Origin of the sequence: Pelobacter seleniigenes DSM 18267 (assembly GCF_000711225.1) — a bacterium.
GTDB classification, from domain to species: domain Bacteria; phylum Desulfobacterota; class Desulfuromonadia; order Desulfuromonadales; family Geopsychrobacteraceae; genus Seleniibacterium; species Seleniibacterium seleniigenes.
Window position 1 is genome coordinate 2,791,593 of sequence record NZ_JOMG01000002.1, and the last position, 24,557, is coordinate 2,816,149.

11 protein-coding genes are annotated in these 24,557 nt (G+C 54.7%); all 11 read right to left on the reverse strand.

Going from position 1 to position 24,557, the window contains the following annotated elements; translation table 11 throughout:
* Positions 1-80: 80 nt before the first annotated feature.
* Positions 81-1,322 carry a cardiolipin synthase ClsB gene (gene clsB / locus N909_RS0115655; protein ID WP_051689818.1) on the reverse strand — a complete coding sequence of 414 codons (1,242 nt, stop codon included), beginning with the start codon at positions 1,320-1,322 and terminating at the stop codon, positions 81-83.
* Positions 1,323-3,215, reverse strand: coding sequence for a PAS domain-containing hybrid sensor histidine kinase/response regulator (locus N909_RS0115660; protein WP_029916795.1), 1,893 nt, complete (start codon positions 3,213-3,215; stop codon positions 1,323-1,325).
* A 245-nt stretch (positions 3,216-3,460) separates the two neighbouring features.
* Entirely contained in the window at positions 3,461-4,984 is a 1,524-nt protein-coding gene (locus N909_RS0115665; protein ID WP_162179130.1) for a YXWGXW repeat-containing protein, read from the reverse strand.
* A gap of 823 nt (positions 4,985-5,807) precedes the next feature.
* Positions 5,808-6,212: a hypothetical protein gene (locus tag N909_RS0115670; protein ID WP_029916799.1), complete on the reverse strand. Its 405-nt coding sequence runs from the start codon at positions 6,210-6,212 to the stop codon at positions 5,808-5,810.
* Positions 6,213-6,551: 339 nt separating this feature from the next.
* Positions 6,552-15,101: a GH36-type glycosyl hydrolase domain-containing protein gene (locus N909_RS0115675; RefSeq protein WP_029916801.1), complete on the reverse strand. Its 8,550-nt coding sequence runs from the start codon at positions 15,099-15,101 to the stop codon at positions 6,552-6,554.
* Between the two features lie 397 nt (positions 15,102-15,498).
* Positions 15,499-16,269 carry a PRC-barrel domain containing protein gene (locus tag N909_RS0115685; protein WP_029916803.1) on the reverse strand — a complete coding sequence of 257 codons (771 nt, stop codon included), beginning with the start codon at positions 16,267-16,269 and terminating at the stop codon, positions 15,499-15,501.
* A 45-nt stretch (positions 16,270-16,314) separates the two neighbouring features.
* On the reverse strand, positions 16,315-17,532 hold the full coding sequence (locus N909_RS0115690; RefSeq protein ID WP_029916806.1) for an OmpA family protein: 1,218 nt from the start codon (positions 17,530-17,532) through the stop codon (positions 16,315-16,317).
* Positions 17,533-17,587: 55 nt separating this feature from the next.
* A complete protein-coding gene (locus N909_RS0115695) occupies positions 17,588-17,767 on the reverse strand; it encodes a CsbD family protein (RefSeq protein WP_029916808.1) in 180 nt (59 codons plus the stop codon).
* A gap of 416 nt (positions 17,768-18,183) precedes the next feature.
* Positions 18,184-19,500: a sigma 54-interacting transcriptional regulator gene (locus tag N909_RS0115700; protein WP_036683243.1), complete on the reverse strand. Its 1,317-nt coding sequence runs from the start codon at positions 19,498-19,500 to the stop codon at positions 18,184-18,186.
* Between the two features lie 248 nt (positions 19,501-19,748).
* Positions 19,749-21,467, reverse strand: a complete 1,719-nt coding sequence (locus N909_RS0115705; protein ID WP_051689819.1) for an ATP-binding protein — start codon at positions 21,465-21,467, stop codon at positions 19,749-19,751.
* Between the two features lie 76 nt (positions 21,468-21,543).
* The gene (locus N909_RS0115710) at positions 21,544-24,492 is read right to left on the reverse strand and encodes a chemotaxis protein CheB (protein WP_029916815.1); all 2,949 of its coding nucleotides are present in this window, start codon (positions 24,490-24,492) and stop codon (positions 21,544-21,546) included.
* Between the last annotated feature and the right edge of the window lie 65 nt (positions 24,493-24,557).

The following is a 24,557-nucleotide window of genomic DNA, read 5'->3' on the forward strand; positions in this document are numbered from 1 at the left end:
CTGTGCTAGCTCCGCTCCCCATTTGAGTGAAGCCGCCTGGATTTCAATTTTAACCAGATGTTTCAAGATCTTCGATCCGTTTACCATACCAGGCCTTCGTCTTTTTTCAGGCCGGATTTTTCACGGTTATAGCCGCAGATTCCTATCATCAGGCGCAGTAAGCCATAACTGAGCCAGGACGTGATTCGTAACCTGGCGGGCTGATGTTTCCATCCTTCCATAAAGATCCTTACTGCATCGCTTTCCATGGCCAACCTGAGACTCTGTGCCAAGGCCGCACCGAATTCTTGTCCTTCAACGACAACATTTGCTTCCCTTGCAAGCAACAAACTAAACGGGTCGATATTCGAGGACCCCACTGTTGCCCAGTGCCCGTCGATCACTGCCACCTTGGCATGCAGGAAGCTCTTGTGAAATTCATAAATTTCAATCCCCGCCGTGAGGAAATGGCCATAAAGTGCCTGTGTCGCATAGTGTTGGAGCCGATGATCATAACGACCCTGCAGCAACAGAACGACTCTGACCCCGCGGCCAGCGGCTTTGATCAGTGCGTGCCGGAAATTGTGCCCCGGGAAAAAATAAGCATTGGCCAGAATGATTTCGGTTTTCGCCTGATTTATGGCGCGCAGGTAGGCCGCTTCAATGTCACGTCGATGGAGAAAATTATCCCGTACCAGAAAGGCCGCCCTCATTTTTCCCTGGGTAAAAGTTGTACCGGAACTTCTCCTGCCGCGGACCGTTCCTTTGCGAAATGAACTCCACGCCACCAACGACCAAAGGTGTTTAACAGAATGGCGGATCATCTTAACCAATGGCCCTTTCACAGCCACCGCATAGTCGTATCGTGGCAGCAAGGCTCCCGTAGTTTCCCTGTCGTCGATAATATTGATTCCCCCGACAAAAGCAATTTTTCGATCAACGACCGCGATCTTCCGGTGCATACGGCGCAGGCGTTTACGACGGAACGTCCATGGGGAAATGTCAGGCCGATAAATAAGGGTTTTCACTCCGTCCGAACGGAGCTGGTCGAGCAGCGGGGCGGATAACCCCTTGGAGCCATAGCCGTCGATCAGCAGATGAACCTTTACTCCACGCAGGGCCGCCTGGCTTAATGCCTGCGCAATTCGCCGGCCGGTGGTATCATTCGCATAGATATACGACTCAAGGTAAATATCATGTTTTGCTTTGCTGAACTCTGCTTCGATGGCGGAAAAGTAGGCATCTCCATCCTTTAATAGAGTGACTGTATTGCCTGAAGTAAAATTCGACAAGGTTTCCGGATAGAGACTTTGTCGCCGATCTCTGCGCTTTATTTTTCTCATTCATTTGTCCAGGATCTCCCTCACCTTCAACAAAAGTTTTTGGGGCGGGTACGGTTTCTGGATGAAGTCAATGCCGTCCGCCTCCAATTCTTTGCTGCCGATGATCTCCATGGTATAGCCGCTCGCAAAGAGTATTTTTATTTTGGGGCAAACCTTGCTGATAGCCTCACTGACCTCTTTTCCGCTTTTCTTCGGCATGATGACGTCGAGCAGAACGAGGCTGATCCGCTCCTGGTTCACCATGAATTGAGCTATTGCATCTTCGCCATCTTCCGCAGTGATAACTGTGTAACCGAAGGTCTCCAGCACGGCCCGTGATAAATCCCTCAGTGCGGTGTTGTCCTCGGCGATCAGGATCGTCTCATTCCCGCCAATGACCGCCACGGTTTCCTCCGTTTTTTTGGCCAAGACCGCTGCAACACATAGCGGAAGTAATATTTTAAAAATCGTGCCTTCGCCTAACTCACTATAGACCTTGATAAAGCCGTTATGCTGTTTGATTATCCCGTAGCAGATAGCGAGACCAAGCCCGGTTCCTTCTCCACTCTCTTTGGTGGTAAAAAAAGGCTCGAATATTTTCTGCTGCGTTTCCGCATCCATGCCCTGCCCGGTATCTGCAACCGTGATCAGGGCATACCTCCCCGGTTGGCCATAACCATTGGCGGCAACATAGTCTTCGTCTATTTCCTCAATCCCGGAGGTGATCAGCAGCTGCCCGCCTTCGAGCATGACGTCCCTGGCATTGGCAACAAGGTTGGTCAGCACCTGCTCGATTTGCCCGGTATCAGCCAGAACCATCAAAGGCTGTTCCGTAAGATCCAGATGAAAATTAATGCTCTCTCTGATAACCCGGGACAGCATTTTTTGCAGGTTCAGAATAAGGGTGTTGAGATTAACGGGCGTCATGTTAGCGGACTCTTTGCGACTGAAGAGCAGCAGCCTTTTAGTAAGATCGGCGGCCCGATTGGCAGCAGCAAGGACCTCGGACATGTTTCCCCTTGCTGGACTGTCGGTCGGCAAGGTATTCAAGACCATGCTGCCATACCCCATGATGACACTGAGAATATTATTGAAATCATGGGCAATCCCTCCAGTCAGCGTGCCGATGGCCTCCATCTTCTGGGTATGACGGACTTGGGCTTCCAGCTTTTTCCGTTCACTCACATCGCGAATATTGCATTGGGCCAACTGGGCCCGGTCGACCATATATATGTCCGTGCAGACCTCCTCCCCTGTCTTGGTTTTCAAAAGAACATTTTGGTAATTAAGGATGCCTTCCCGGGTTAAATCCTGCATTGTTGCAGAGAAATCACGTGTATCGATAGAGACACCGATGTCTTGGAGTTTTTTCCCAAGACACTCTGTTTCGGAATACCCTAACATTTTCTCAATGGCCGGATTTGCATGAGCGACCTGTCCTTCATTCTTTTCAAGCAGTACGATCCCGTCGTTAGCGGTCTCAAACAGTCTCCGGTAGCGAAGTTCGGACTCTTCTAACTGGTCTTCCAAATGGCTGCGCTCGGTGATGTCTTCAATCGCCAGCAGGATGATCCGCTTTTTGCCCATCATTTGTTCAACCTGCCGGGCATTCAACAGCATGGTTCGCTTACCGATGGTAGTGAAATCGTGCTCCACTTCATAACCGACAAAACTGGTTTTCTGAGGTAGAATATTTTCTAGCAGTTCCCGCAGGCTGGGGATATTCCACTGGTTATTTCCCAAATCATAGATCAGCTGTCCGACGGTCACCTCCGGCTTGACCTGAAATACGTTATAGAAGGAATGACTCGCCAGGACGACTCTTAAATCTTGGTCCAAAACGATCAAGGGTTCACGCACGGTGTTGATGATGTTCTCGGCAAATTCCAGAGCTTGCCTCAGGTTTTTCCCCATGCTTTTTACCCCCCTTTGATTGATGGTATCGAACACGTCATTATTCGATATCACGCTGCGACAAACCCTGACGTTCTTAAAAATGTTGTTGCAACCACCACCTTGAAGTTGGCAACGTTGCCCTGTGGACAACCCGGTCGATGATCTCACCTTCGTGGCCCAGGGTGATCGTTGGCAGAAATCGCTAAGGGCACCACGGGCAGGTTGCTTCAAGTTTTGCCCAGCAGTGGCGTTATCGACGACTGTCACCTTTGATTTCTCTGTTTCTCCTCCGGCCCTCTTGGTTTGTCCTGTTCCTCGTCCAGCTCTTTTTGATTTCGCTGTTCCTGCTCTGGTCGGGTCGGCGATTTCCCCAGGTAGCCAGCGCCTCCTTTTTTACCCGCCACCGGAGAAATCTGAACCCTCACCCGGTCCAACGGACGTTGTCCGGATTCACGCGGTGTAACGGCCTTCGGCTGTTGCTGCCTGGGTGAAGGCGTTGGTCCCTGCCAGCCGCTGTCCCGTTTTTCGCCGTGTTCTATATGCCCTGCCGCCGGGATCGCCTGTTCTTGCGTTTTGCCCAAGACACCGCGCTCCCCCCTCTTCAACGGGCTGGTCTGCCGTGCAACTCCCTGTGCCTCCCAACGGCTGCGTTCGCGGCCAAACTTGCGGACCTCATCGGTGTGCTTCGGGAGTTGTTTTCGGGCTTCCGGTTTGCTCCGTTCGAACCTTAACGGCGTCGTCCTGCTGACGCTAACCCGTGTTATCGGCACCGCAATTTCGAAGGTCCTGCGCCTGGACTCCGCCATTTTGTTCGCGCGGCTCGCCAGCTCGCGATAGGTCCGTGGTGGCCGTAGTGATCTGTCGGCGCGGCGACGATCAAATTCCAGGCGGTTGTGTTGTTCCCACTGAGGCTCTCTCTGCTGATGGCGCCAGCGGGTATGCGTATATAGCGGGTCATACCAAGTGTGTTGCTGCTCGAACTCAAACCATGGAAAGATCCCGATACGGAGATAGCTTCTATCGTAGTAATCACCGAAGTAGTAGTGATTGTACTGCGGTCGGGTGAACAGACTGGCCTCCAAGTTGTCGAAATCAAGGACGATCCTGAGTGCGAAAGTCAATCCCGGATGCTCGTAACTGTGGCGGGGAAAATAGATCGGAGCAAACAGGACTCCGCGGTGCTCAAGGGTGTAGTCCCAATGCCCCTTCGCCATGATATACCCGCGCGGCGTCCCGATGTAATGAGATGGCACCCAGACCCAATCCTCCTGAGCCGTAATCCAGTAACCAGACCTACGAATATATTGCCCGGAATTCCAGTACCAGCAGGGCGGCACCCACAGCAGATCTGGTGATGGCGCTGGACCCGGTGGTTCGACATCCATCAACACCGGTGGTGCCGGCAAATACGCGATGGCGCTATTGCCGACCGGTGCCCAGAATCCTGCCACCCATTGCCAGCCCCTTGCTGCCCGCGCCCAGTAACCGGGTACCCAGGACATATCCGGGGGCACGGCCCGCCAGCAACCACTCACCCAGATATAGTCATCCCGGTCCGAATCCCACGCCCAATACCCTGGCACCCAGACAAACTGTTCGCCGGCGGGGCGCTCCACCGGAGGAATCTCCTCAATGTCGGCTGGTGGTGCTATGGGGGCCGTAAAACCAGCTTGAATCTCAAGGTTGACCGGCTGAGCAAAAGACTCATTTACCGGTCCCCGCAGCAGAACCTCCGGCTGCTCCTCTGCCGGTTGTGGCGGGGCTTGCCCGGCCGCGCTGCTAAACACGATTGTGATCGTCATCAGCGTAGCCATCATGATCCTCAATATAATCTTCATCTCGTTCCTCGGCTGATTCTTTTATGCCTTGAACACGGCTGACGACAACTGCCCTGGTTCAACTCGTCCTTTTTGCTAACGCCAATTAACAGCCCCTTGGCCTCGCTCTGGATTTGTTCCGACTCGGAAACAGCTAGAAGAGCGGGCACAACGCCAAATCAAACCACCAGTTCAGCTGTTGCGGGGTAAATAGAGATTGGGGATGCTCGCTCAAGCCTTGTGCTGTTGGAAAATCCATAGGGCCAGAGCAACCAGGGCGATGATTGGTATAACGTGAATGAACCCTGCCAACGAGGTGCTGTTCACAAGCCCCGCCAGTTAGAGCCGTTTGAGAACGACGACAATAGTCCATAATCTTGTTGCCTCCATTAGGTGTGTTGCCACGGCTTATCCCGTTGCCTCCCGGAACCAGCCAGAACACTTATAAAAAGCAACAAGCGTGCCTAATATCCTCTGTGACGGTGGTGGCCGCAAGGGGCCGTTCAAGCACGTGAACGGACGGAAGAACCTCGGTACGCCGGTCAATCAGTCAGCCGTAGCCGTCATATCTGACGGTCCTGTTAAATAAGGTGGGATGTGGTGCGGATTTTTATTTTGCTGGTGGGTACCTTGGCTTTATACCAGGGCGGAGCAAATACCGGCAACAGGTCGAAAAACGACCATTGACCTTCTCTCCCAGACCGAGCCACAGCCAATGAGCGGAGGCTGCACGGCGCCCCACCTTTTAATGCGGCCAGTTGGTCCAGCCTGGTGACTCTGCCAGTACCAGCCTTTATTCGGCAAAAAACTGGCGGACCTTTGCCGCGATCTGGGGATTTGTCATCGTGTCGACGGTTTCAATACCGGTGATGTGGTCAGCGAGGTTATTTTCGTCAAGACGTTTCTTCAATTCCTCCTTGGCGACACCCGGCCCGAAGATAAGGATAGCCTCCGCATCACAGACCGCTACGATAACCTCATCATAATAACTATTAAGTTTCGCATTAAACGACCTCAATTGGCTCTCATCCGATGGGACATGTTGTGGATTGAAGTGACCCTGAAGGGGCCTGCTGCCGGTTCGGCGAAGCTGTTTTTCGATCTGCGACATAATCGTCCTGAATTCTTCACGAGAACCCGTGACCCGCACAATAATGGCCTGCCGATGATCAATCCATAATCCCGCTTTTATTTTCATTGGTCTCTCCTTTTCCCTGTTGTGGCACGAATGGCGCTCGTTTAAGAGGAGATGGCAGCAAAACCGGGACTGTCCCCGCACGGGGGCTGTCCCAGGTCTTTGCGGTGCTAACCGCTACAGTTTCATGGCTCGCAAACTCTTGGGGCAGCCCCGAGTTTACTGCAAAGTTGCTTAAACTAGCGCGATTCTGTTGTGGCACTATTTTGCCAATATCTTTGCCAGCCCCAACAGGTTTAAATCCAGTTGCCTGGCGCTGGCTACGACCTCTGTCGGCGGCGGCGCTGCGATCTCTTCCCCAGATATGTTTGTCTCGGCCACCGCGCTTGTGCACTCCACCGCTCAACTTAACTCAACCTCGACGTTATGTTCCTGCCGATCATCCACAAGGGGAATCAGGCCTGCGTTGCCTGCATTGATCACGGCACCATCGAGCGTGACACGGATCTGCTGCTGCGACTCGCCACTGACCTGCTTGATAGTGATGTGGTAGAAAGTTTCCCGATAGCGGTAGTGGACTTTGTACGCCGCCCAATGGCCGGGAAGACAGGGCTCCAGGCGCAGATGGTCGACTTCCAGGTGCAGGCCCAGCAGCGTTTCCACGCTCAGGCGGTACATCCAGCCCGCTGCCCCGGTGTACCAGGTCCAACCGCCGCGGCCGGTATGAGGGGGGACCGCGTAAATATCCGCACACATGACATAGGGTTCGACCAGGTAGTTTTTCATTGTCGTCGGCTGACTGCCGTGATGGACGGGGTTGAGCATATCGTATAATTCCCAGGCGTGCTCCTTATCGCCCAGCATGGCAAACGCCATCGTGGCCCAGATTGCGGCATGGGTATACTGGCCGCCGTTTTCGCGCACACCGGGCAGGTAACCTTTGATATATCCGGGTTCAAGGCTGGATTGATCGAAGGGCGGAGCAAGCAATTGAATAAGTTGCGCATCACGGCGGACCAAGCGTTGGTTGACCGCCGCCATCGCCTGGCGGGCGCGCTGCGGATCGCCACCCTGCGAAATAATGGCCCAACTCTGGCTGATCGAGTCGATCTGGCAGTCCTCATTCGTGGCCGAACCCAGGGGCGTGCCGTCATCGAAAAAGGCGCGCCGATACCAACTGCCGTCCCAGGCCTGGTCTTCAATGTTGCTACGTAGCTGTTCTGCCTGTTCCGTACATACTGTGGCAAAGTCGATGTCGTCGCGGCCACGTGCCAGAGCCGCAAACAACTGCAGATTTTCATATAGGAACCACGCCAGCCAGACACTTTCACCCTTGCCACCATGACCGACCAGATTCATGCCATCGTTCCAGTCGCCGCACCCCATCAGTGGCAAGTGATGTTCACCAAAGCGTAAACCGTGCTTGATGGCGCGAACGCAATGGTCATAGAGGCTTGCGACTTCGGTGGTCCGCTGTGGTTTGTCGTAGTAGGCTTCTTCTTCCGGATTCAACTCGCGGCCTTCCAGAAAATGAACCGGTTCGTCGAGTATCCCGGTATCGCCGGTCGTCGATACGTAACGGCAGGTGGCGTAGGCAAGCCACAGATAGTCGTCAGAAAAATGGGTACGCACGCCTTGTCCGTTAGGCGGATGCCACCAATGTTGGACATCCCCTTGCTGAAACTGTCGCGAGGCACAGCGGAGCAATTGTTCGCGGGCCAGCCACGGGGCCGCATGAAGCAACGCCATGCTGTCCTGCAATTGATCGCGAAAACCATAGGCGCCGCCGGATTGATAATAGCCACTACGGCCCCACAACCGGCACGACAGGGTCTGGTAGAGCAGCCAGCCGTTGGTGAGCACGTCCAGGGCAGGATCAGGGGTTTCCACCTGCACTGCGCCCAGAGTTCGGTTCCAGTGCTCCCACACCCCTTCCAATGCCTGCCGGGCCCGAACCGGTCCGCAGAAGCGTTGGATCAACTGCTGTGCAGTGCTGGTGTCGTTTGCGGCACCGAAGACGAAGACGATTTCCCGCTCTTCTCCTTCCGCCAGGTCGATCCAGGCCTGGATGGCTGCACACGGATCAAGACCCGCGCCAGTCCGGTTTGACAACCGCTTGCGGCGCATCGCCGCCGGGTGAGCCAGCGACCCGTTGCGGCCGATAAACTCGGAACGATTTCCTGCGACCCGGCGGTCCACCTCGCTGACCTGTGCGAATACCACCCGATTAGCACATTCGTGGCCATAGGCATTGCGAGCGAACAGCGCGCCGCTGGGCGGGTCCACATCGGTCACGATGTGCATCAAATTTGTGTGTCGCCACTCACCAAGGACCAGTTCCCAGTACCCGGTCAGGGACAAACGCCGTGGGTGGTGCGTTTGATTACGCAGCTTGACCACTGTGAACTTCACCGGCGCATCCATGGCAACATAACTGGTCATTTCCGAAAAGATGCCGGCCTGGAGATGCTCGAATACGCTGTAACCAAAGCCATGTCGACACACATATCCGGCCTGCCCGCGGGCGGGCAACGGCGTCGGCGACCAGAACTCGCCGGTCTCCTCGTCGCGAATGTAGAAGGCCTCGCCGCTGCTGTCGCTCAGTGGGTCATTATGCCAGGTGGTCAGGCGGAACTCGTGAGCATTGCCCACCCAGGTATAGGCGCCGCCACTCTCACTGACGACGGTACCGATGTGGGGGCTGGCGATGACATTGGTCCACGGCGCCGGCGTGGTTTGTCCCGGTTCCAGGGTAATGACATATTCGTGTCCGTCGGGGGTGAACCCTCCCAGACCGTTGCAGAAGATGCGCTCCCGCGCGGCCAAGGGGGAGTTTCGTTCACTTTTTGCTTGCTGCACTGGTTCCAGATCATCCGCCTTGCGCTCGCCTGAGATGCGGCGTTTTCCCTGCTCGATCAAGGTCTCGGCAGTGTCGCTGTAAACGATGCGGGCGACAGTCTGGAGCAAAACCCGTTCATCTTCGGACAGTTCCTCGCCGCGCCGGACAAAGACTCCACCCGGCTTATCGATAATCTGGGCTTCGGGACCGGCATTGATCAGCCCGAGGATCTGGTCCTGCAATGTTGCCCGGTAGCCCGAGAAATCCTCATTGACGATCACCAGATCCGCAGCCAAACCCTTTATCCGCCAATAAGCATGGGCTTGCAGCACCTGTTTGACCAGGTTGAGCCGGTTCAGGTCGCCGATGCTCAGCAGAACGATCGGCAGGTCACCCGAGATGCCAAAGCGCCACAGCCCCGACTGGCGAAGCTGGTTGCGAGCGATGACACCAGGGGCAACGCGGCGTAAGGCATGGCTGTAGATGACCGAGGTGGCCAGGCGGCCATAGACCTGGGCGTCGGCCTCGGTGATGGCCAGGTGACGCAGTACTTCCTGACTTTGAAACCAGGCCATTTCAAAGGCCCGCTCGACGAAGTGGCGGTCGCAATATTCCTCAAGTAAAGCCAATGCGGCTTCGCGGGTATCTGCAATGCCAGAAATGATCTGCACCGTAGCCGATTGGTCGGGCGCCAAGGTCAGGGCGCAGCGAATGGCCACGATCGGATCAAGGACCGGTCCGGCTGTCTTCGACAACGATCCATGGCCTTTTCCGCTGTCCATAGCCACGGGGTTGGCTGCCGTGCGACCCCGGCCGATAAATTTGCTGCGATCTGTTTCATAAGACGGTTCGTCGCTGATGGTGCCCGGAGCAGCCAGCAGATGAAACATCCAGGGGGGCTGTTCCTCCGGAGTCCTTCGGCGTCTGGTGCTGAGGATCGCCTGCTGGGCGGGCAGGATCTCGGTCTGGACAAAGAGATTACTGAAGGCGCGGTGGGCCAAATCGGCATTAAGCGGCGCCAGGACCACCTCTGCGTAGCTCGTCACCTCGATATGCCGGGTGCGGGACGATTGATTAGTGAGGGTGACCCGCCGGATTTCGACATCGTCTTCGGGCGAAACGCTGATCTCGGTGTGTGTTTCAACGGCCTGGTCGCGGCGTCGGTATTCCGCGCGCCCTTGGCCGAAGATCGCCTCAAAGTAATCCGCTTTGGACAATGTCGGTTGATAGGCGGTTGACCAGAAGTCTCCGCTGTCGAGGTCCCGCAGGTAAATGAAGGACCCCCAGCAGTCACAGGTGACGTCCTCGCGCCAACGAGTGACGGCCAGATCGCGCCAGCGGCTGTAGCCGCCGCCGGAATTGGTCACCATGACGTGATAGCGGCCGTTGGATAAGAGATGGACTTCAGGGGTTTGCGTGTTCGGTTCGGTAAAGATGCGCATGCTCTCGCCAGGTTCTTCAACGACAGGACGCGCGGTGGCGCTGACTTCGGCGGCGTGTGGTTGCAATGTCGCGCCCTTTTTCGGCACCCGTTCCTGAAGCAACAGCTCGGTTGCCCGTAACATGGGGTCGGACATGAACCGGCGCTGCATCGGCCGATTAAGCAGGACATGCGCGAAAGCCAACAGGCTCATCCCTTGATGATGTGCCATGAAGCTTTGCACCGTGACCTGTTTCTTCCCTCGCGGCACCCGTGACGGGGTGTAATCGATCGCTTCATAAAATCCATAATTACCGAGGAACCCACCGTTGGCCAGGGTCTGCAGGTTGCGGCAGGCTTCTTTCGGCTGGACGGTCAGGGCGAGTGCACTGGCGTAGGGGGCGATGACCAGATCATCGCCCAGCCCGCGTTTAAAGCCCAGGCCGGGAACGCCGAACGCCCGATACTGATAAACCTGGTTGATATCAGTTGCGTTATAGCAGGACTCGGATATCCCCCAGGGCACGGCGCGTTGCCGGCCGTATTCGATCTGGCGTGACACCACAGCCTTGCAGGTCTGCTCCAATAAGGTGTTGGCGTAACTCGGCATGAGCAGCTGTGGCATGAGATACTCGAACATCGAGCCGCTCCAGGAGAGTAGACTGATCGAACCGCCACGGCTGGTCAGCAGACGACCGAGGGAAAACCAGTGTTTCTGCGGAACCTGTCCTTGGGCGATCAGCAGGAAGCTCGCCAGGCGCGCTTCCGAGGCCAGCAGGTCGTAACAGGCCGGATCTCGGCGGCGTTCACCGACGTCGTAACCGATACACAGCAGACCTCGCGAACGATTGTAGAGAAACTCAAAATCCATCTCCGACAGTTCAGCGCAGCGAGCCATCAGCGCGGCGATGGTTTCAAGACGCTGTAAGGCTTCGGCCGAGCAGGAGGGCTTGCCGGTGACTTCCGCCAGTGTCAGGATTGTGCTGAACTGCTGAGGATCGGGGACCAAAATGCGAAGTTCCTCGTGCAGGGCGCTGGCTTGCCGGGCGAAGGCCTGTGCCCAGGCATACAGCTCGCCGTCGATATCGATATCCGCAGGCAACCAGGCTAGCAGTTCCCGGCCAAGGCCGGAAATCTCGGCAAGCAAACGATCGCTGGCCGGCAGGGTTTGGGGTGGTCCGTGCAAGGTTCGCGTGTGGAGAGTGGCCTGCAGCGCGTGGATCTTTTCCGCAAGGTCTGGGACCGGGGTCGCAGGCAGGTGTTCAGCAAGCACCCGCAGGGTATCCTGCAGGCCCTCAAAGGTGTTGCCGGACAGCACCGGCTGGTCCTTTAACTCGGCCAGCCCCGCCTGTAAGGTGAGCAAGCTGCCGAGCAGGTTGCCACTGTCCACGGAAGAAATATATTTCGGGCGCAAAGGTTCAAGCGTACGCGTATCGTACCAATTGTAGAAATGGCCGTGGTAGCGTTCCAGCTTTGCCAAGGTCGTCAGGGTGTTTTCGGTCAGCCGCAGGCATTCTCCGACCCCAATGTAACCAAAATCACAGGCGGTCAGGGTAGCCAACAGCGCCATGCCGATGTTGGTGGGCGAGGTTCGTGAGGCGAGAGTGGCCGCTGGATATTCCTGGAAGTTATCGGGTGGCAGCCAGTTGTCCTTAAGGCCGACAAAATGGGCGAAGAAATGCCAGGTTCTGCGGGCCGCCGAGCGCAGGAACTCCCGCTGCAGAGCACTCAAGTCGGGCGCTGGATCGGCCAGTGGCAGGCTGATCCACCAGCCGACCAGCGGCGAAGCCAGCCAGAGGAGCAACAGAGGAGCCCATAAATACCATTCCTGTAAACGGACTTGCCACAGCACCCCGGCCAGAAGCAGGGCGAGGAGTGGCGCAAACCACATTTCACAGTAAAAATCGATCAGCGTCCGCCGTGAATTACGCCGGGTATAGGAGTGCAATTGCCAGAGGAGCAAGCCACGCCGGGTGAACAGCATGCGCACTCCGGAACGCAGGATAGCATCCAGGCAGATCATGGTGTCGTAGGGTAACCAGATCAAGGACAACAAGGCGAGCAGGATGGGGCGGCCGGCAGCTTTACAGGTCAAAACAAAATGCGCCAGGGTGTTGCGCTCGGCAGGCTTACGCAGCAACTCAATGAGGGTCCCGATCAAGGTAGGTAAAAAGACGATTGTCACCACCAGCAGAGTCCAGAATCCGGTTGGCCCCGGGGCCAATAACCAGCCTCCGGTCAGCAGCGCCAGCAACGCCGGCGAGACCAGACTGCGGCGCAGATTGTCGAAAAGTTTCCATACGGATAAAGCACTTAAAGGATTGGTTCGGTACTTGGTCTGCGATTTTCCTGGAGTCTCTATTTGGGGACAGACCGGGATACGTGGCAGCAACCAGCCGGCCAACTGCCAGTCACCGCGGATCCAGCGGTGGCGACGGCTGGCCTCGATGGCGTAATTTGAAGGCTGCTCTTCGATCAGGTCGACATCAGTGACCAGCGCCGAACGGGCATAGCCGCTTTCGAGCAGGTCGTGGCTGAGAATGAGATTTTCGGGAAACTGTCCGGCGACGGCTTGACGAAAGGCGTCGACATCATAAATGCCCTTGCCGATGAACGAACCTTCCCCGAAGAGGTCCTGGTAGACATCCGACACGGCGCGGGTGTAGGGATCAAGCCCGGCTTCACCGGCGAACAGTTTGGCAAACCGGGACTCAGCGGAACTGGGCAGGCTGATGGAAGCGCGGGGCTGTAGAATCGCATAGCCTTCGACGATCCGCCCTTTGGCGGCATCGTACACCGGCCGATTGAGTGGGTGGGCGAGGTTGCCAACCAGGGTGCGTGCCGCGTCCCGGGGTAATTGCGTGTCCGTATCCAGGGTAATGACGTAGCGGATCGAACCGAGGATGGATAGATCGCCGATCTGCTCCGAAAATGCCGATTGCGCCCCGCCCCTCAGCAAGTCGTTGAACTGCTCCAGTTTACCGCGTTTGCGCTCGTATCCCATCCATACCCGTTCAAATGGATTCCACACCCTGGGGCGATGGAACAGGTAAAATATTCCCGGCCGGTCCTCGCGGTAGGTTTCATTGAGTGCGGCCAACGCGGCGCGCGCGTAAGCGAGCAGGGCAGCGTCTTCAGGCAAAGACTGGTGTGGAGCATCATGGAAATCGGTCAGGAGAGCAAAACTGAGATTGGGATCACGATTGCCGAGGTAGCGGATCTCCAGGGCTTCGAGAAGCTCGTCAATATCATTCGTTTTGCCCAACAATGTGGGGATCACCACCATGGTGCGATGGTCATCGGGAATCCCCCGTGAGAAATCGAGCCGTGGGAGCGTGCGGGGCGGCAAGATCAGCGTGACCAGTCGATTCATCAGTGGAACGATCAGCGCCGAGAAACCGATCAGCCCGGTGCCGACAAAAAAACAGCTGCGCCAATCCGTCAGTGTGAACCCGTCGAAAAAAAACAGCATTCCCGCCGTTGCCAGGCTGGTTGTCAACAGCATCGGGACAAGATACAGGCTGAGTCTGAAATGGCGACAGACACGGCAGACCCGCAAGCTCCAGGGGGGCCGGTAGCCGGCCGCCTGCTCCAGTTCCTGGCGACCGTGGTCGATCAGAAAGTAGCCGACATGTGCGTTGCGGTTGTTGCTGCTCGGCCGTCCAACGGCCGTTTGCGCCAGTCTGATAGCCTGGCGGGCCAGTTCCTGCTCACTGTGCGCACTGTCCCGCGCCAAATCTTCAATGACATGCCGGTAGCGGTCACGGGTGGCGAAATCCTGCTTTGCATACATGCGCGATGGATCATCCCGCAGGGTCTGTTCAACGACACTGAGGGTCTCGACAAAATCCCGCCAATCCATCGCATCGATGAAACGTAAACTACTGATACTGTTGGCAATGGATATCTGGTTGGCGGCAGCTGTACGACTGGCGGCGGCGGATAACTGGGTTGCCGTTACCCCTTGTTCGATGAGTTTTTGTTCGACCCAGGTTTGCACGAAAGCCATCGCTGGTCCCTGGGCCTGAAGGCGGGCGTAAAATTCCTCGACAAACGGTGCGGTCAGCGGCACATCGGCATCGGCAAATTCGGCCAGTAACTGAATCAGCCGTTTCGGTTCCCGCTCCGCCGTCGCGAGCATGCGGTCCGCCCAGCTGCTGGCCGCGTCAAGATCCTCGCGACGCTGGGCAATGCGAAGGGCGACACGACTCAGGTTTTCCAGCAGCGCCAATTGCAACATGATCGGAAAGGCCCACAGTTCTCCTAATCGCAGCGGTTCAATACTTTGGTAGGCGGTCACCAACTGGGTGGTGTTGTCATTGTCGAGACGTCCGTCCATATGGGAGATTAACTGCAACGCCAGGTCATAGATGCGGGGGAACCCGGCAGAGGGTCCATCGACCAGGCGTGGTAATTGCCGGCTGTAACCACGCGGTAAATTCCGCCGTGCCATACCGATCTGTTGTTCGATGAGATAGAAGTTGTCGAGCAACCAGGTTTCTGCCGGCACAATCCGTTGCCCCGGCGTAGCGGCGGTGACAACCTGATACGCCGCCAGCAGAACCTTGGCATTATCGGCCAGTCGCGGCAACAGCCGGTCCGCCCCCGCATGCGGATCAATGTGATGCTGGTCAGCCAGAGTGAGTGCGTGACGTTTCAGTTGCTCAAGACTGAACAACTCCGTGCGGAGCAGCTCGGTATCCCGATTCTGGCGCAGTTCGTTGGCTGAGGGCGGCGCAAATCTGAAGAGGTTAGCAGCTATAGCATTCTCCTTGATCGAACCGGATGAAGGTTAGGTTGTCTCGGTCCGATAACAGCCAGGAACCCTGAAAAACTTATTTTTTGCTCCGTCTGCTCATGACAAGGATCAACAGAACCCCAACGACGATGCCGATGACTGTCCAAATGACTATTCCGCTGCTCATCCACCCTGATGCCTGGTTCATCAAATCTGACGAGTTCATCATGCAACTCCTTTGGCCATGTGATGTTCAGTCCCTGGCAGGTCGAGACATGCCCCCGGATGGGCTTTTTCAACAACCTGCCAGGGCAAAGTCGTGTATTCTGCGCAGACCGGTCCTGCACTGGTTTCAGTATTGGTGTTTGCCGGCTGCCTGTTCATCAATCCAGTAACCTTGCCGGTCGTAATGCTGATAGAGCTTGGCCTCGTAATCCCGGGTCAGTTGAGACTCCTTGGTATATTCCGGCGATCTTTTGATGATATCCCTGGGCAGATTGACAAAAACTTTCGCCTCCAGCCAGCTGACTCGCTCGATCCATTGAGGTGCAATAAGAACCATTTTCCCCGGCAACCAGTTTCGGGTATCGATGATGAGATAACGAATCGCCCAGGTCTCGTCATCGATGATAAAGTCATCGACATGGCCAATTTCGCCATCAAGAACCTGAATGTGATTGTCAGTCACATCGCGGGTGCTGCGCAAAAATGGATCCCAGGCCTTTTCCGCTTGATTATCTTCTACCAATAAATCAGGATCGCTCATAATAAAGGGATAGCTTCCCCACATATGAGGCCCTCCCCAATACATTGGCCAGCCATAAAATCCATAATAAGCATCCTCGAACTGTCGCGAGACAGGTTTGTCACTTTCCAGAGCAGGGCTGTCTTCAATCTGTTTCTTGGTCAGATTAATTTCGATGCGGTGCTCTTCTTTCACCACTGAAACCAGCGCATAGGGGGATATTAAAACCTGCCGGTCCTCAAGCCAGTTTCCTGTTTCGGCAACCAGGTAGCGAATCGTCCAGTGTTGGTCATCGAAGTAGAATTCTTCGACTGTTCCGATGGTCCCGTTGAGGCCGGACAACTTGTAACCCTTGAGTCGATTTGCTTTGTAAAGCATGATCGTTTCCTTCAGTGCGCAACTATGGCTGGGGCCAATGCGAAGTTATATAGCAGGAAGGATAATGGCGCAGCAGATGACCTCAACCCGGCGGTTCTGGGCGCGACCTGCTTCACTGCTGTTGTCCGTAACCGGGTTCGACTCTCCATTGCCACGGGCGACCAGCCTGTTCGGATCGATATCGAAGTTATCGATCAGGTACTGTCTGATCGCTCCTGCCCGGCGCTCGGAAAGCCCCTGGTTATAGTTTTCTTCACCCGTTGAGTCGGTGAATCCGGCGATGAGAATGTAGGGGACGTCTTTGTTCTTGAGGATGAAATCGCCTGCTTTTCTCAAATCCGGGGCAAACTCCGGTTTGATGTCAGACTTGTCGAAGTCGAAATTGATGTGCAGGGTCAATTTGAGAGTACAGCCGTATTCATCAACGATTTCTCCCTGGGGAGTGTCGGGGCACCTGTCGCGGGAATCGAGTACGCCATCAGCGTCAGCGTCACCATCGCGGGGTTCAGCGACCAGGATCGGCACAGCCGCAGCAACCGCCACTGCTTTTCGATCCAGAAAGACCCTGTTCACAAAAGACTCCAGCTGGCCCGGAGCTGCCAGCGAGGCTGCGGTTTCCGAAAATCCGCAACCGTCGGCTTTTGCGACCTCGTGGAGGAAATTTTCACCGGCGGGAGCGCTGCCCACCGCAATGGTATATGTGCAGAGATTATTCCCCATGTCCGCTTTGATTTTTGCCAATGTCGCAGCGGCACCGCTCATTTCTGACTGAACCAGGCCATCGCTGACGATGATGATCGCGGATTTTCCCTGCATTCCTCGCAAATCTTTTCCGGCAGCTTCAAGGGCCTCCGGCAAGGGGCTGGTCCCTCCAGTATAGTTGACGCTGGAAAGGCCTTCCTGCAACCCGTTCCGGGTGTAGTGTGTCATCCCGTATACCTGGTCGGTCAAATTCCACGACTGCTTGAAGTTGTGACCAAAAGAACGCAGTCCTGCATTAAAAGTCAGGTCGGCAGGCAGGCTCTGGTTGATGGCGTCGATAACATTTTTGGCTGTTTTAATGTTTTGGCCATCATCTTTCCCCATTGATGAAGATGCATCCAGAATGAACAGGAAATTGTCCACCTTTTGGGTATATTGGCCAGCAGGAAACCTATGGGAGCTAAACTCCTGTGTTGGTTCGGCGGGTTTCATTCCAGCACAGCCGGCTGACAATGCGGCGAGTGTCAGAAAGACAAACGTGGTAAAAAACTTTGTTTTCATCTGAACCTTCTCCTTTTGGGTCGATAAACTGTCATGAAGTTCTTTTCAGACGTTTTTATTCGCCGAAGACCTTCTTGACCTGTCCGACCTTGCGCTGGGTCTGACCGGCGACCTTTTCCCCGGTTCCTTTCGCTTCCAGTTCCGGGCTTTTAAAGAGTTTTCCCGTGGTCATTTTGATCTGGCCTTTGACTTCGTGAAAGGTGCCCTCAACTTTATCTTTGATGCTTGAATTCATGGTTGTGCTCCTTTGGGCAAACGAAAAGCCTGGTTACAATCATGTGTTTCATTGAGTTTTCATCCGGAAACGGCTCTTTTTCGTTATAGCGGCGTCAATCTGCGGACTGACTTGTGAGACGTAACGGTGTACGCCCCCGTGCAAGTCCTTGACTTCCTGGCCACTACGGAAAACTGTTCGTTTCCAATCCGAAAACTTGACAATTGCCACCCGGAGTTTCCAGATGGCAACTATTTACTAACTGCAACAAGCGTACCGGAAAAACATGGGAGGTTCGATTGCCTTAACAGTTTGATTTTACAGGTGAAATTTGAAATAAAAAAGGCAGGATGAAGATAAACTGTCACCGCCAGCTGTCATATTTGGCATTACCGCCAAATATGACAGTCTTGGTTGATGTAATGGTTCTGCGTCTTTTATTGACGGTGGATACCGAATTTACGCATCCTGGCGCGGAGCGTACTCGGGTTGATGCCAAGCAAAATAGCAGCACCGTTTTTCCCCTCGATCCGCCAGCCGGTTTTTTGGAGCGTCTGGAGGATGTGGTCCCGCTCCAAATCGGCGAGGGCTTTGACGTCCTTTACGTCTGGCTTGTGGAAGGCCTCAAAGCGATCCAAGACCTGAAGAGCACTTCCCTGGCTGGTGATGACCGCCCGTTCGATAACGCTTTCCAACTCCCGCACATTGCCGGGCCAGTGATAATTTTCCAGGGCGGTCAAAGTTTCTTGAGTGACGGAGGAGATCTTCCTGCCGATTTTCTTGTTGAATTTGGCAACAAAATGGTTGACCAGCAGGGGGATGTCTTCCACGCGTTGCCGAAGTGGCGGAATGGTGATGGGGAACACACTGAGCCGATAGAACAGGTCCTCACGGAACCGGTCAGCCTTGATCTCTTCCTCCAGGTTCCGATTGCTGGCCGCAATGATGCGAACATCGACCTTCATGGTGCGCGGACTGCCAAGGCGTTCGAACTCGCCGTCCTGAATGACCCGAAGCAATTTGACCTGCAACTCCAACGGCATCTCGCCGATCTCATCAAGAAAAATAGTGCCACCATCGGCCAGTTCGAAACGCCCCATCTGCCGGGCATGGGCGCCGGTGAAGGCCCCTTTTTCGCGACCGAAGAGTTCACTTTCGATGAGGTTTGCCGGCAACGAAGAGCAGTTGACGGTGATCATCGGTCGGTCTTTACGGGAACTGCGGCGGTGAATGGCGCGTGCCACCATCCCTTTGCCACAGCCGGTCTCGCCGAGGAGCAGGACCGTGGTATCCTGGGGCGCGACCTGGTCGATGCGAAAGAAGACGTAAGCGATGGCCGGACTCTCACCGATGATCTCACCGAAGTTGTCCCCTTCCTGGGTAATCGCCTGTTTCAGCTCAATGTTTTCGGCCTGAAGCCGTTCGGTCAATTGCTTGATTTCGGTAAATGCATTGCGGAGGCTCACTTCCGCCTTCTTGCGCTCTTCGATCTCCTGCGTGAGTTGCCGGTTGGTGCCGGTCAGTTCCGCGGTTCGATCAGTTACGATTGATTCCAACTCCTGCTGGGTTCGGCGCAGTTCTTCATTCTGCATTTCCAGTTCAATCTGGTGAACTTCAAGCTCATGCATAAGTCGCTGCTTTTCGACCTCGGACAGGTCGGGCTGTCGTCCCGCTGTCTTGGCAAGTAACCGCTGCTCGGCCTGGCGGCGCAGGTTGCTGGAAGGGGAACTCGATTTGTTCAGATCTTTAACCAATGCGGCCCTTTCAATGAGACATCTGGTGTGAATAAACTGTGGGGTTGCGGAAATTTCCCCTCAGTTTGTTAATTACTATATTTAAAGGATATCATTTTTCTTTGGACTTGCAGGCCTGATCCAGCCGCGGCCATGCCTTGCTGGCGTTGCTCGTTGCAAGCAACATTTACCGACTTTGCAAATGAATTCAGATCCTTCGGAAAACTGGTTCTGGAAGAGAATCCCCGGTTTTTGACAAGTTTCCAGCTTCAGGGAGTCACATCCAGCACCTCTCTCACCATGGAGAGCAGCATTTCAATTGTGACCGGTTTCTGCAGGAAATGAACTCCCTCAGGGATGAGACCTTGCTTGGCGATAATATCGCCCGTATAGCCGGACATGAAGATAACCTTTATGTCCGGGCGAAAAGTTCGAATCTTTTCCGCCAATTTTTTGCCGTTCATCTGGGGCATGATCACATCGGAAATTAATAGATGAATCGGACCGTCGTAATGCTGGGACAGGGCCAGGCCCGAATCCGGGGTTGTGGCTGCCAGAACCGAGTAGCTGTTGATTTGAAGCATCGATTTTAGCATTTCCAGAAGCATTTCATTATCTTCCACGAGCAGTATCGTTTCCGTCCCGTGGCGTATCGGTTCTTTTCTTAGCTGCGGGGTTGTCATGACGACGGCTTTGACTCTGGGGAGGTAAATATTGAAAATCGCCCCTTGTCCTGGCCTGCTGTAGACAGTCACAAAGCCTTTGTTTTGTTTGATAGCACCATAAACGGTGGCCAATCCCAGACCGCTCCCTTCGCCAAATTCCTTGGTCGTGAAAAACGGCTCGAAGATACGCTCCTGGACCTTCTTATCCATGCCCCGGCCATCATCACTGATGGTCAAGCGAACATACTCGCCAGGCAGTATATTGGGGTGGGAGACGACATGGCTCTCATCAAATGTCTGGTTTCCGGTTGCGATGGAAATTTTGCCGATTTCAGCAATGGCGTCACGGGCATTGATGCACAGGTTGGCAAGAATCTGGTCTAATTGGGAGGGGTCTATCTCGACCTGCCAAAGCTCGGCAGTTGGCAGCCAAGAGAGATGGATATTCTCGCCAATCAACCGCTGCAGAATATTAAGCATATCAGCGATCTGTTCATTCAGGTTCAACACCTTGGGAGCAATAACCTGCTTGCGGGCAAAGGTTAACAACTGCCGAATAAGATCGGCGGAGCGATGAGCCGCAGATTGGATTTGTTCTAATTTGGGGATAAGTAGACTGTCGGGATCCGCCTTCCTGAGAGCCAATTCCGTATTGCCGAGGATGACACCGAGCATGTTGTTGAAATCATGCGCAATGCCGCCCGCCAGCAGCCCGATCGATTCGATTTTCTGGGTCTGTTGCAGCTGATTTTGGAGGTTGCTTCTTTCTTCCTCCGCTTGTTTGAGTTTGCTGATGTCGAGTAAAGCCATCCGGATTTCCTTTTTTGAGGAATTCACAACGGCCTGGATCTGAACCCAGAGAGGCTCATTGTCCTTTCTCTTCAGGGTTATCTCGCATTCGATTTTAGTTTCTTTTGAGAACGCCTTGTCCATAAAGTCTGCAAAGGTGACACGGGTTGTCTCTTCGACAAAATCATGGAACAATCGGCACTCCAGGCGCGAGCGGTCCAAGCCAATCAGGCTGGCCCCGCTCAGGTTGCATTTGAGAATTTTCCCATTCGGAGCGATGGTAAAGTGGCCGGCCGGGGCGAAATCGTAGAGGTCGGTGTATTGCTCCAGCAGGACTTCCAATTCTTCCCGTGCCTGGCGAAGATCGTGATTTTGTAGCTCCAACTCGATCTGATGAACCTGCAACTCATGGAGCAGGCGCTGCTGAAATTCCCCCTCGCCGGCAGATGTTCTCCCCTTGTTTTCATTGACCCGTTGCTCCGCCAGTCGGCGAAGATTTTCAGAATTTGTTTTTGGATCTTTTGGTCCAACCATATCAAACCTTTCGGTCAATAGGTTTTCTAGTGAAAAGGTGGTGAGTGACACAATGTGGTGGACTCAACAAGTGGGTTCAGGAGAGGTTTTGACCAAAAGCCACCATGCCGGAGGTCTGGTTGTCGGCCATTAGAATCTTTTCGGCGGTCCATTGAATCCGAACGGAGCTATTGTCTTTTGTTAAAATTCGCGTAGTAAATTTCTGTCCGGATTCACTGGTCAGCAGTTTTTTCAGATCGGCTTCGGCTTTAGGCTGATCGACTTCCGGGGTGAATATTTCGAAAAAGTTGCCTCCTATGACTTCGGTCCTTTTACGACCCAGCAATCGTTCAGCTTCTGGATTAAACTCAAGGATTTTACCCTCCTCGGACAGGCCGATGATAATCAGCGGGGCTGCCTGCACCAGTGCCCGCAGCATCCCGCTGGTGGCCTTTAAATCAGCTTCCAAAAGAGTGCTTCGAGAGATGTCATTCAATGTCATTACCACGCCATCAATCCGGTTCTCCAGGGTTCGATAGGGCATGATACGCACAGAAAAGTACCGATCTTTAGTTGCTGAGATCTGTTTTTCGCAAAAAAGCATGGTGCGCAGGACTTCCCGGGCATCGTCGAACATTTGCGGATAATACAACTCGCTGGACAGATCGGTCAGTGGTCGACCGATATCGCTGTCGAGGAGATTGAAGAGTTTGACCGCGCTGGGGGTGAAACGTTTGATCCTGAGCTCGTTATCGAGAAACAGGGAGATGATTTCCGTGCTGTTAAGCAGGTTCTGCATATCGCTGTTGATCCGGCCGAATTCCTCCATCTTGGCAGCCTGTTCCGCGTTGACGGTCTGCAATTCTTCATTTATCGACTGCATCTCCTCCTTGGAGGTGGACAGCTCCTCGTTGGTGGACTGCAACTCCTCGTTAGTGGACTGCAACTCCTCGTTCATCGATTTGAACTCTTCTTGAGATGCCTGGATGCTTTCGTGGGTTATCTGCAGTTCCTCACGGCTCTGCATCAGAGCCTGCTCCAATTCGGCGATCCTGGCGCTTGCTGGCGACTTTGTTTTGCCGCGACCAGTCCCGGCTTTGGTCGGATCTGCCGGCATGTCCTGAAAGATCACCAGCACCATTCCGCTGAGGGCTTCCGGATGTGTGATCGGCTGGATAGTCAAGTTCAGGGCCTGGAGCCCGCCGTTCACACTGACCTTGAGTCCTTTGGCAGTCACCGTCTTCTGTTCCCGAACCGCCTTCTGAAAGGCACCGTTCATTTCGAAGCGCAGCTCGTCACGGGCCATGGCGAAGATGTTCCAGTTGACCTTTCCGGAAGCCGGTTCCAGGTACTTGCCAGTCTTCCCTCGGATGTAGAGGATGTCCCCCTGAGCACTGGTCAGGACTGCGGGCGGAGAATAGCTCTGGAGCAGAAGTTGATCCGTGAGGGACTGGAGGTTGTCGGGTTGGTGGGGCATCTTCGATTCCTTTTTTATTCCCGGCATGCCAGCCCCGTTCATGGTTGGGAAAATCAGGCTCGCAGGGCTTGGCAGCGAATCTTGCCGGAGGTAAAGTCTCGACTTGGGTTGCATTGCAGCAAACAGGGAGTTAAAACTCCCCACGGTCTCAGCGGTGCCCAGCAAGAGCAGCCCACCGGGCTTGAGGCTGTAATGAAAGAGTGGCAGAAGCTTCTTTTGTAGGTCTGGCTGCAGATAAATCAACAGATTGCGGCAGAGCAGGATGTCCAGTTTGGTAAAAGGCGGGTCCATGATGATATTCTGGGTGGCGAATGTGACCATCTCGCGAATTTCTTTGTGGACCCGGTAACCTTTTTCCTCCTGAATGAAAAATCGGTGGAGGCGTTCGTCTGAGACCTGCCCGGCAATATTGACCGGGTATAGCCCCTGACGGGCCCTGACGATGGCGTCCTGGTCCAGATCGGTGGCAAAAATCTGCAGGGTGTATGAATCATTTGTTTTGCAGTGTGCCACCGCCTCTTTAAAGGTGATGGCCAGCGAATAAGCTTCTTCACCAGTCGAGCAGCCGACCGACCAGGCGCGGAAGGAGCCACCGTCGGGTTGTTGAGTCAGCAGGGCCGGCAAGGCTTTATCCCGCAGCAAATTCCATTCCTCCGGATCACGGAAGAAACTGGTGACGCCGATCAGCAGTTCCTTGAAGAGGATTTCCGCCTCCGCAGGGTTTTCTCTTAAAAAGCGGACATAGTCGTCGATCCGCTTAATCTGGTGGACAGCCATACGGCGCTCAATGCGACGATACAGGGTGTTTTTTTTGTAGAGGGAAAAATCGTGGCCGGTCTTGGATCGCAAGAGGACGGTAACCTTTTCCAGGGCACTCTGTTCTTTTTCCAACAGGACAGGTTGTGAGCTGGACCGGTTGGGGATATGGCGAAGATAGGCAAGGATTTTTCCTGGAAGTTCTTCGGCTGGGCTGACAATGTCGGCCAACCCGGCATCGATGGCGCTGCGGGGCATACTATCAAACTTGGCCGAGGATGGATCTTGTACCCCCACCAGGCCTGCTTTCGCCTTGATCGCCCGCAATCCCAGAGTTCCGTCGGAGCCCATTCCAGACAGGACCACCCCGACAGCCAGTTGCTTCTGGTCTTCGGCCAGGGAGTTGAAGAAAAAATCGATCGGCAGGCGCAGGCCACGAGACTCCGTAGGCTCAAACAGGTACAATACTCCATGCAGTATCGACATGTCCTTGTTGGGAGGAATGATGTAAACGCAGTCCGACTCCACCTTCATCCGGTCGGTCACTTGGCGAACTGTCATGCTGGTGACGCGCTGTAGAAGGTCCGGCAAGACCCCCTTATGGGTCGGGTCGAGGTGCTGGACGATGACGAAAGCGATGCCAGATTTAGCTGGTACGTTGCGGAGAAATTGCTCAAGGGCTTCCAGCCCGCCGGCGGAGGTACCAATGCCGACCACCGCACCATACCTTGCCTTTGTTTCCGTGATCCCTGCTGGGTAGCGAGATGCGGCCGGTTCCTTGCCGTTTGATAAGGAATTAGGTTTTTTATTCATGAACTAACTCTAGCATTTTTTTATAAATTGATTTGCTTTATCTGGAGGGGGGGGGAGGATTTGTG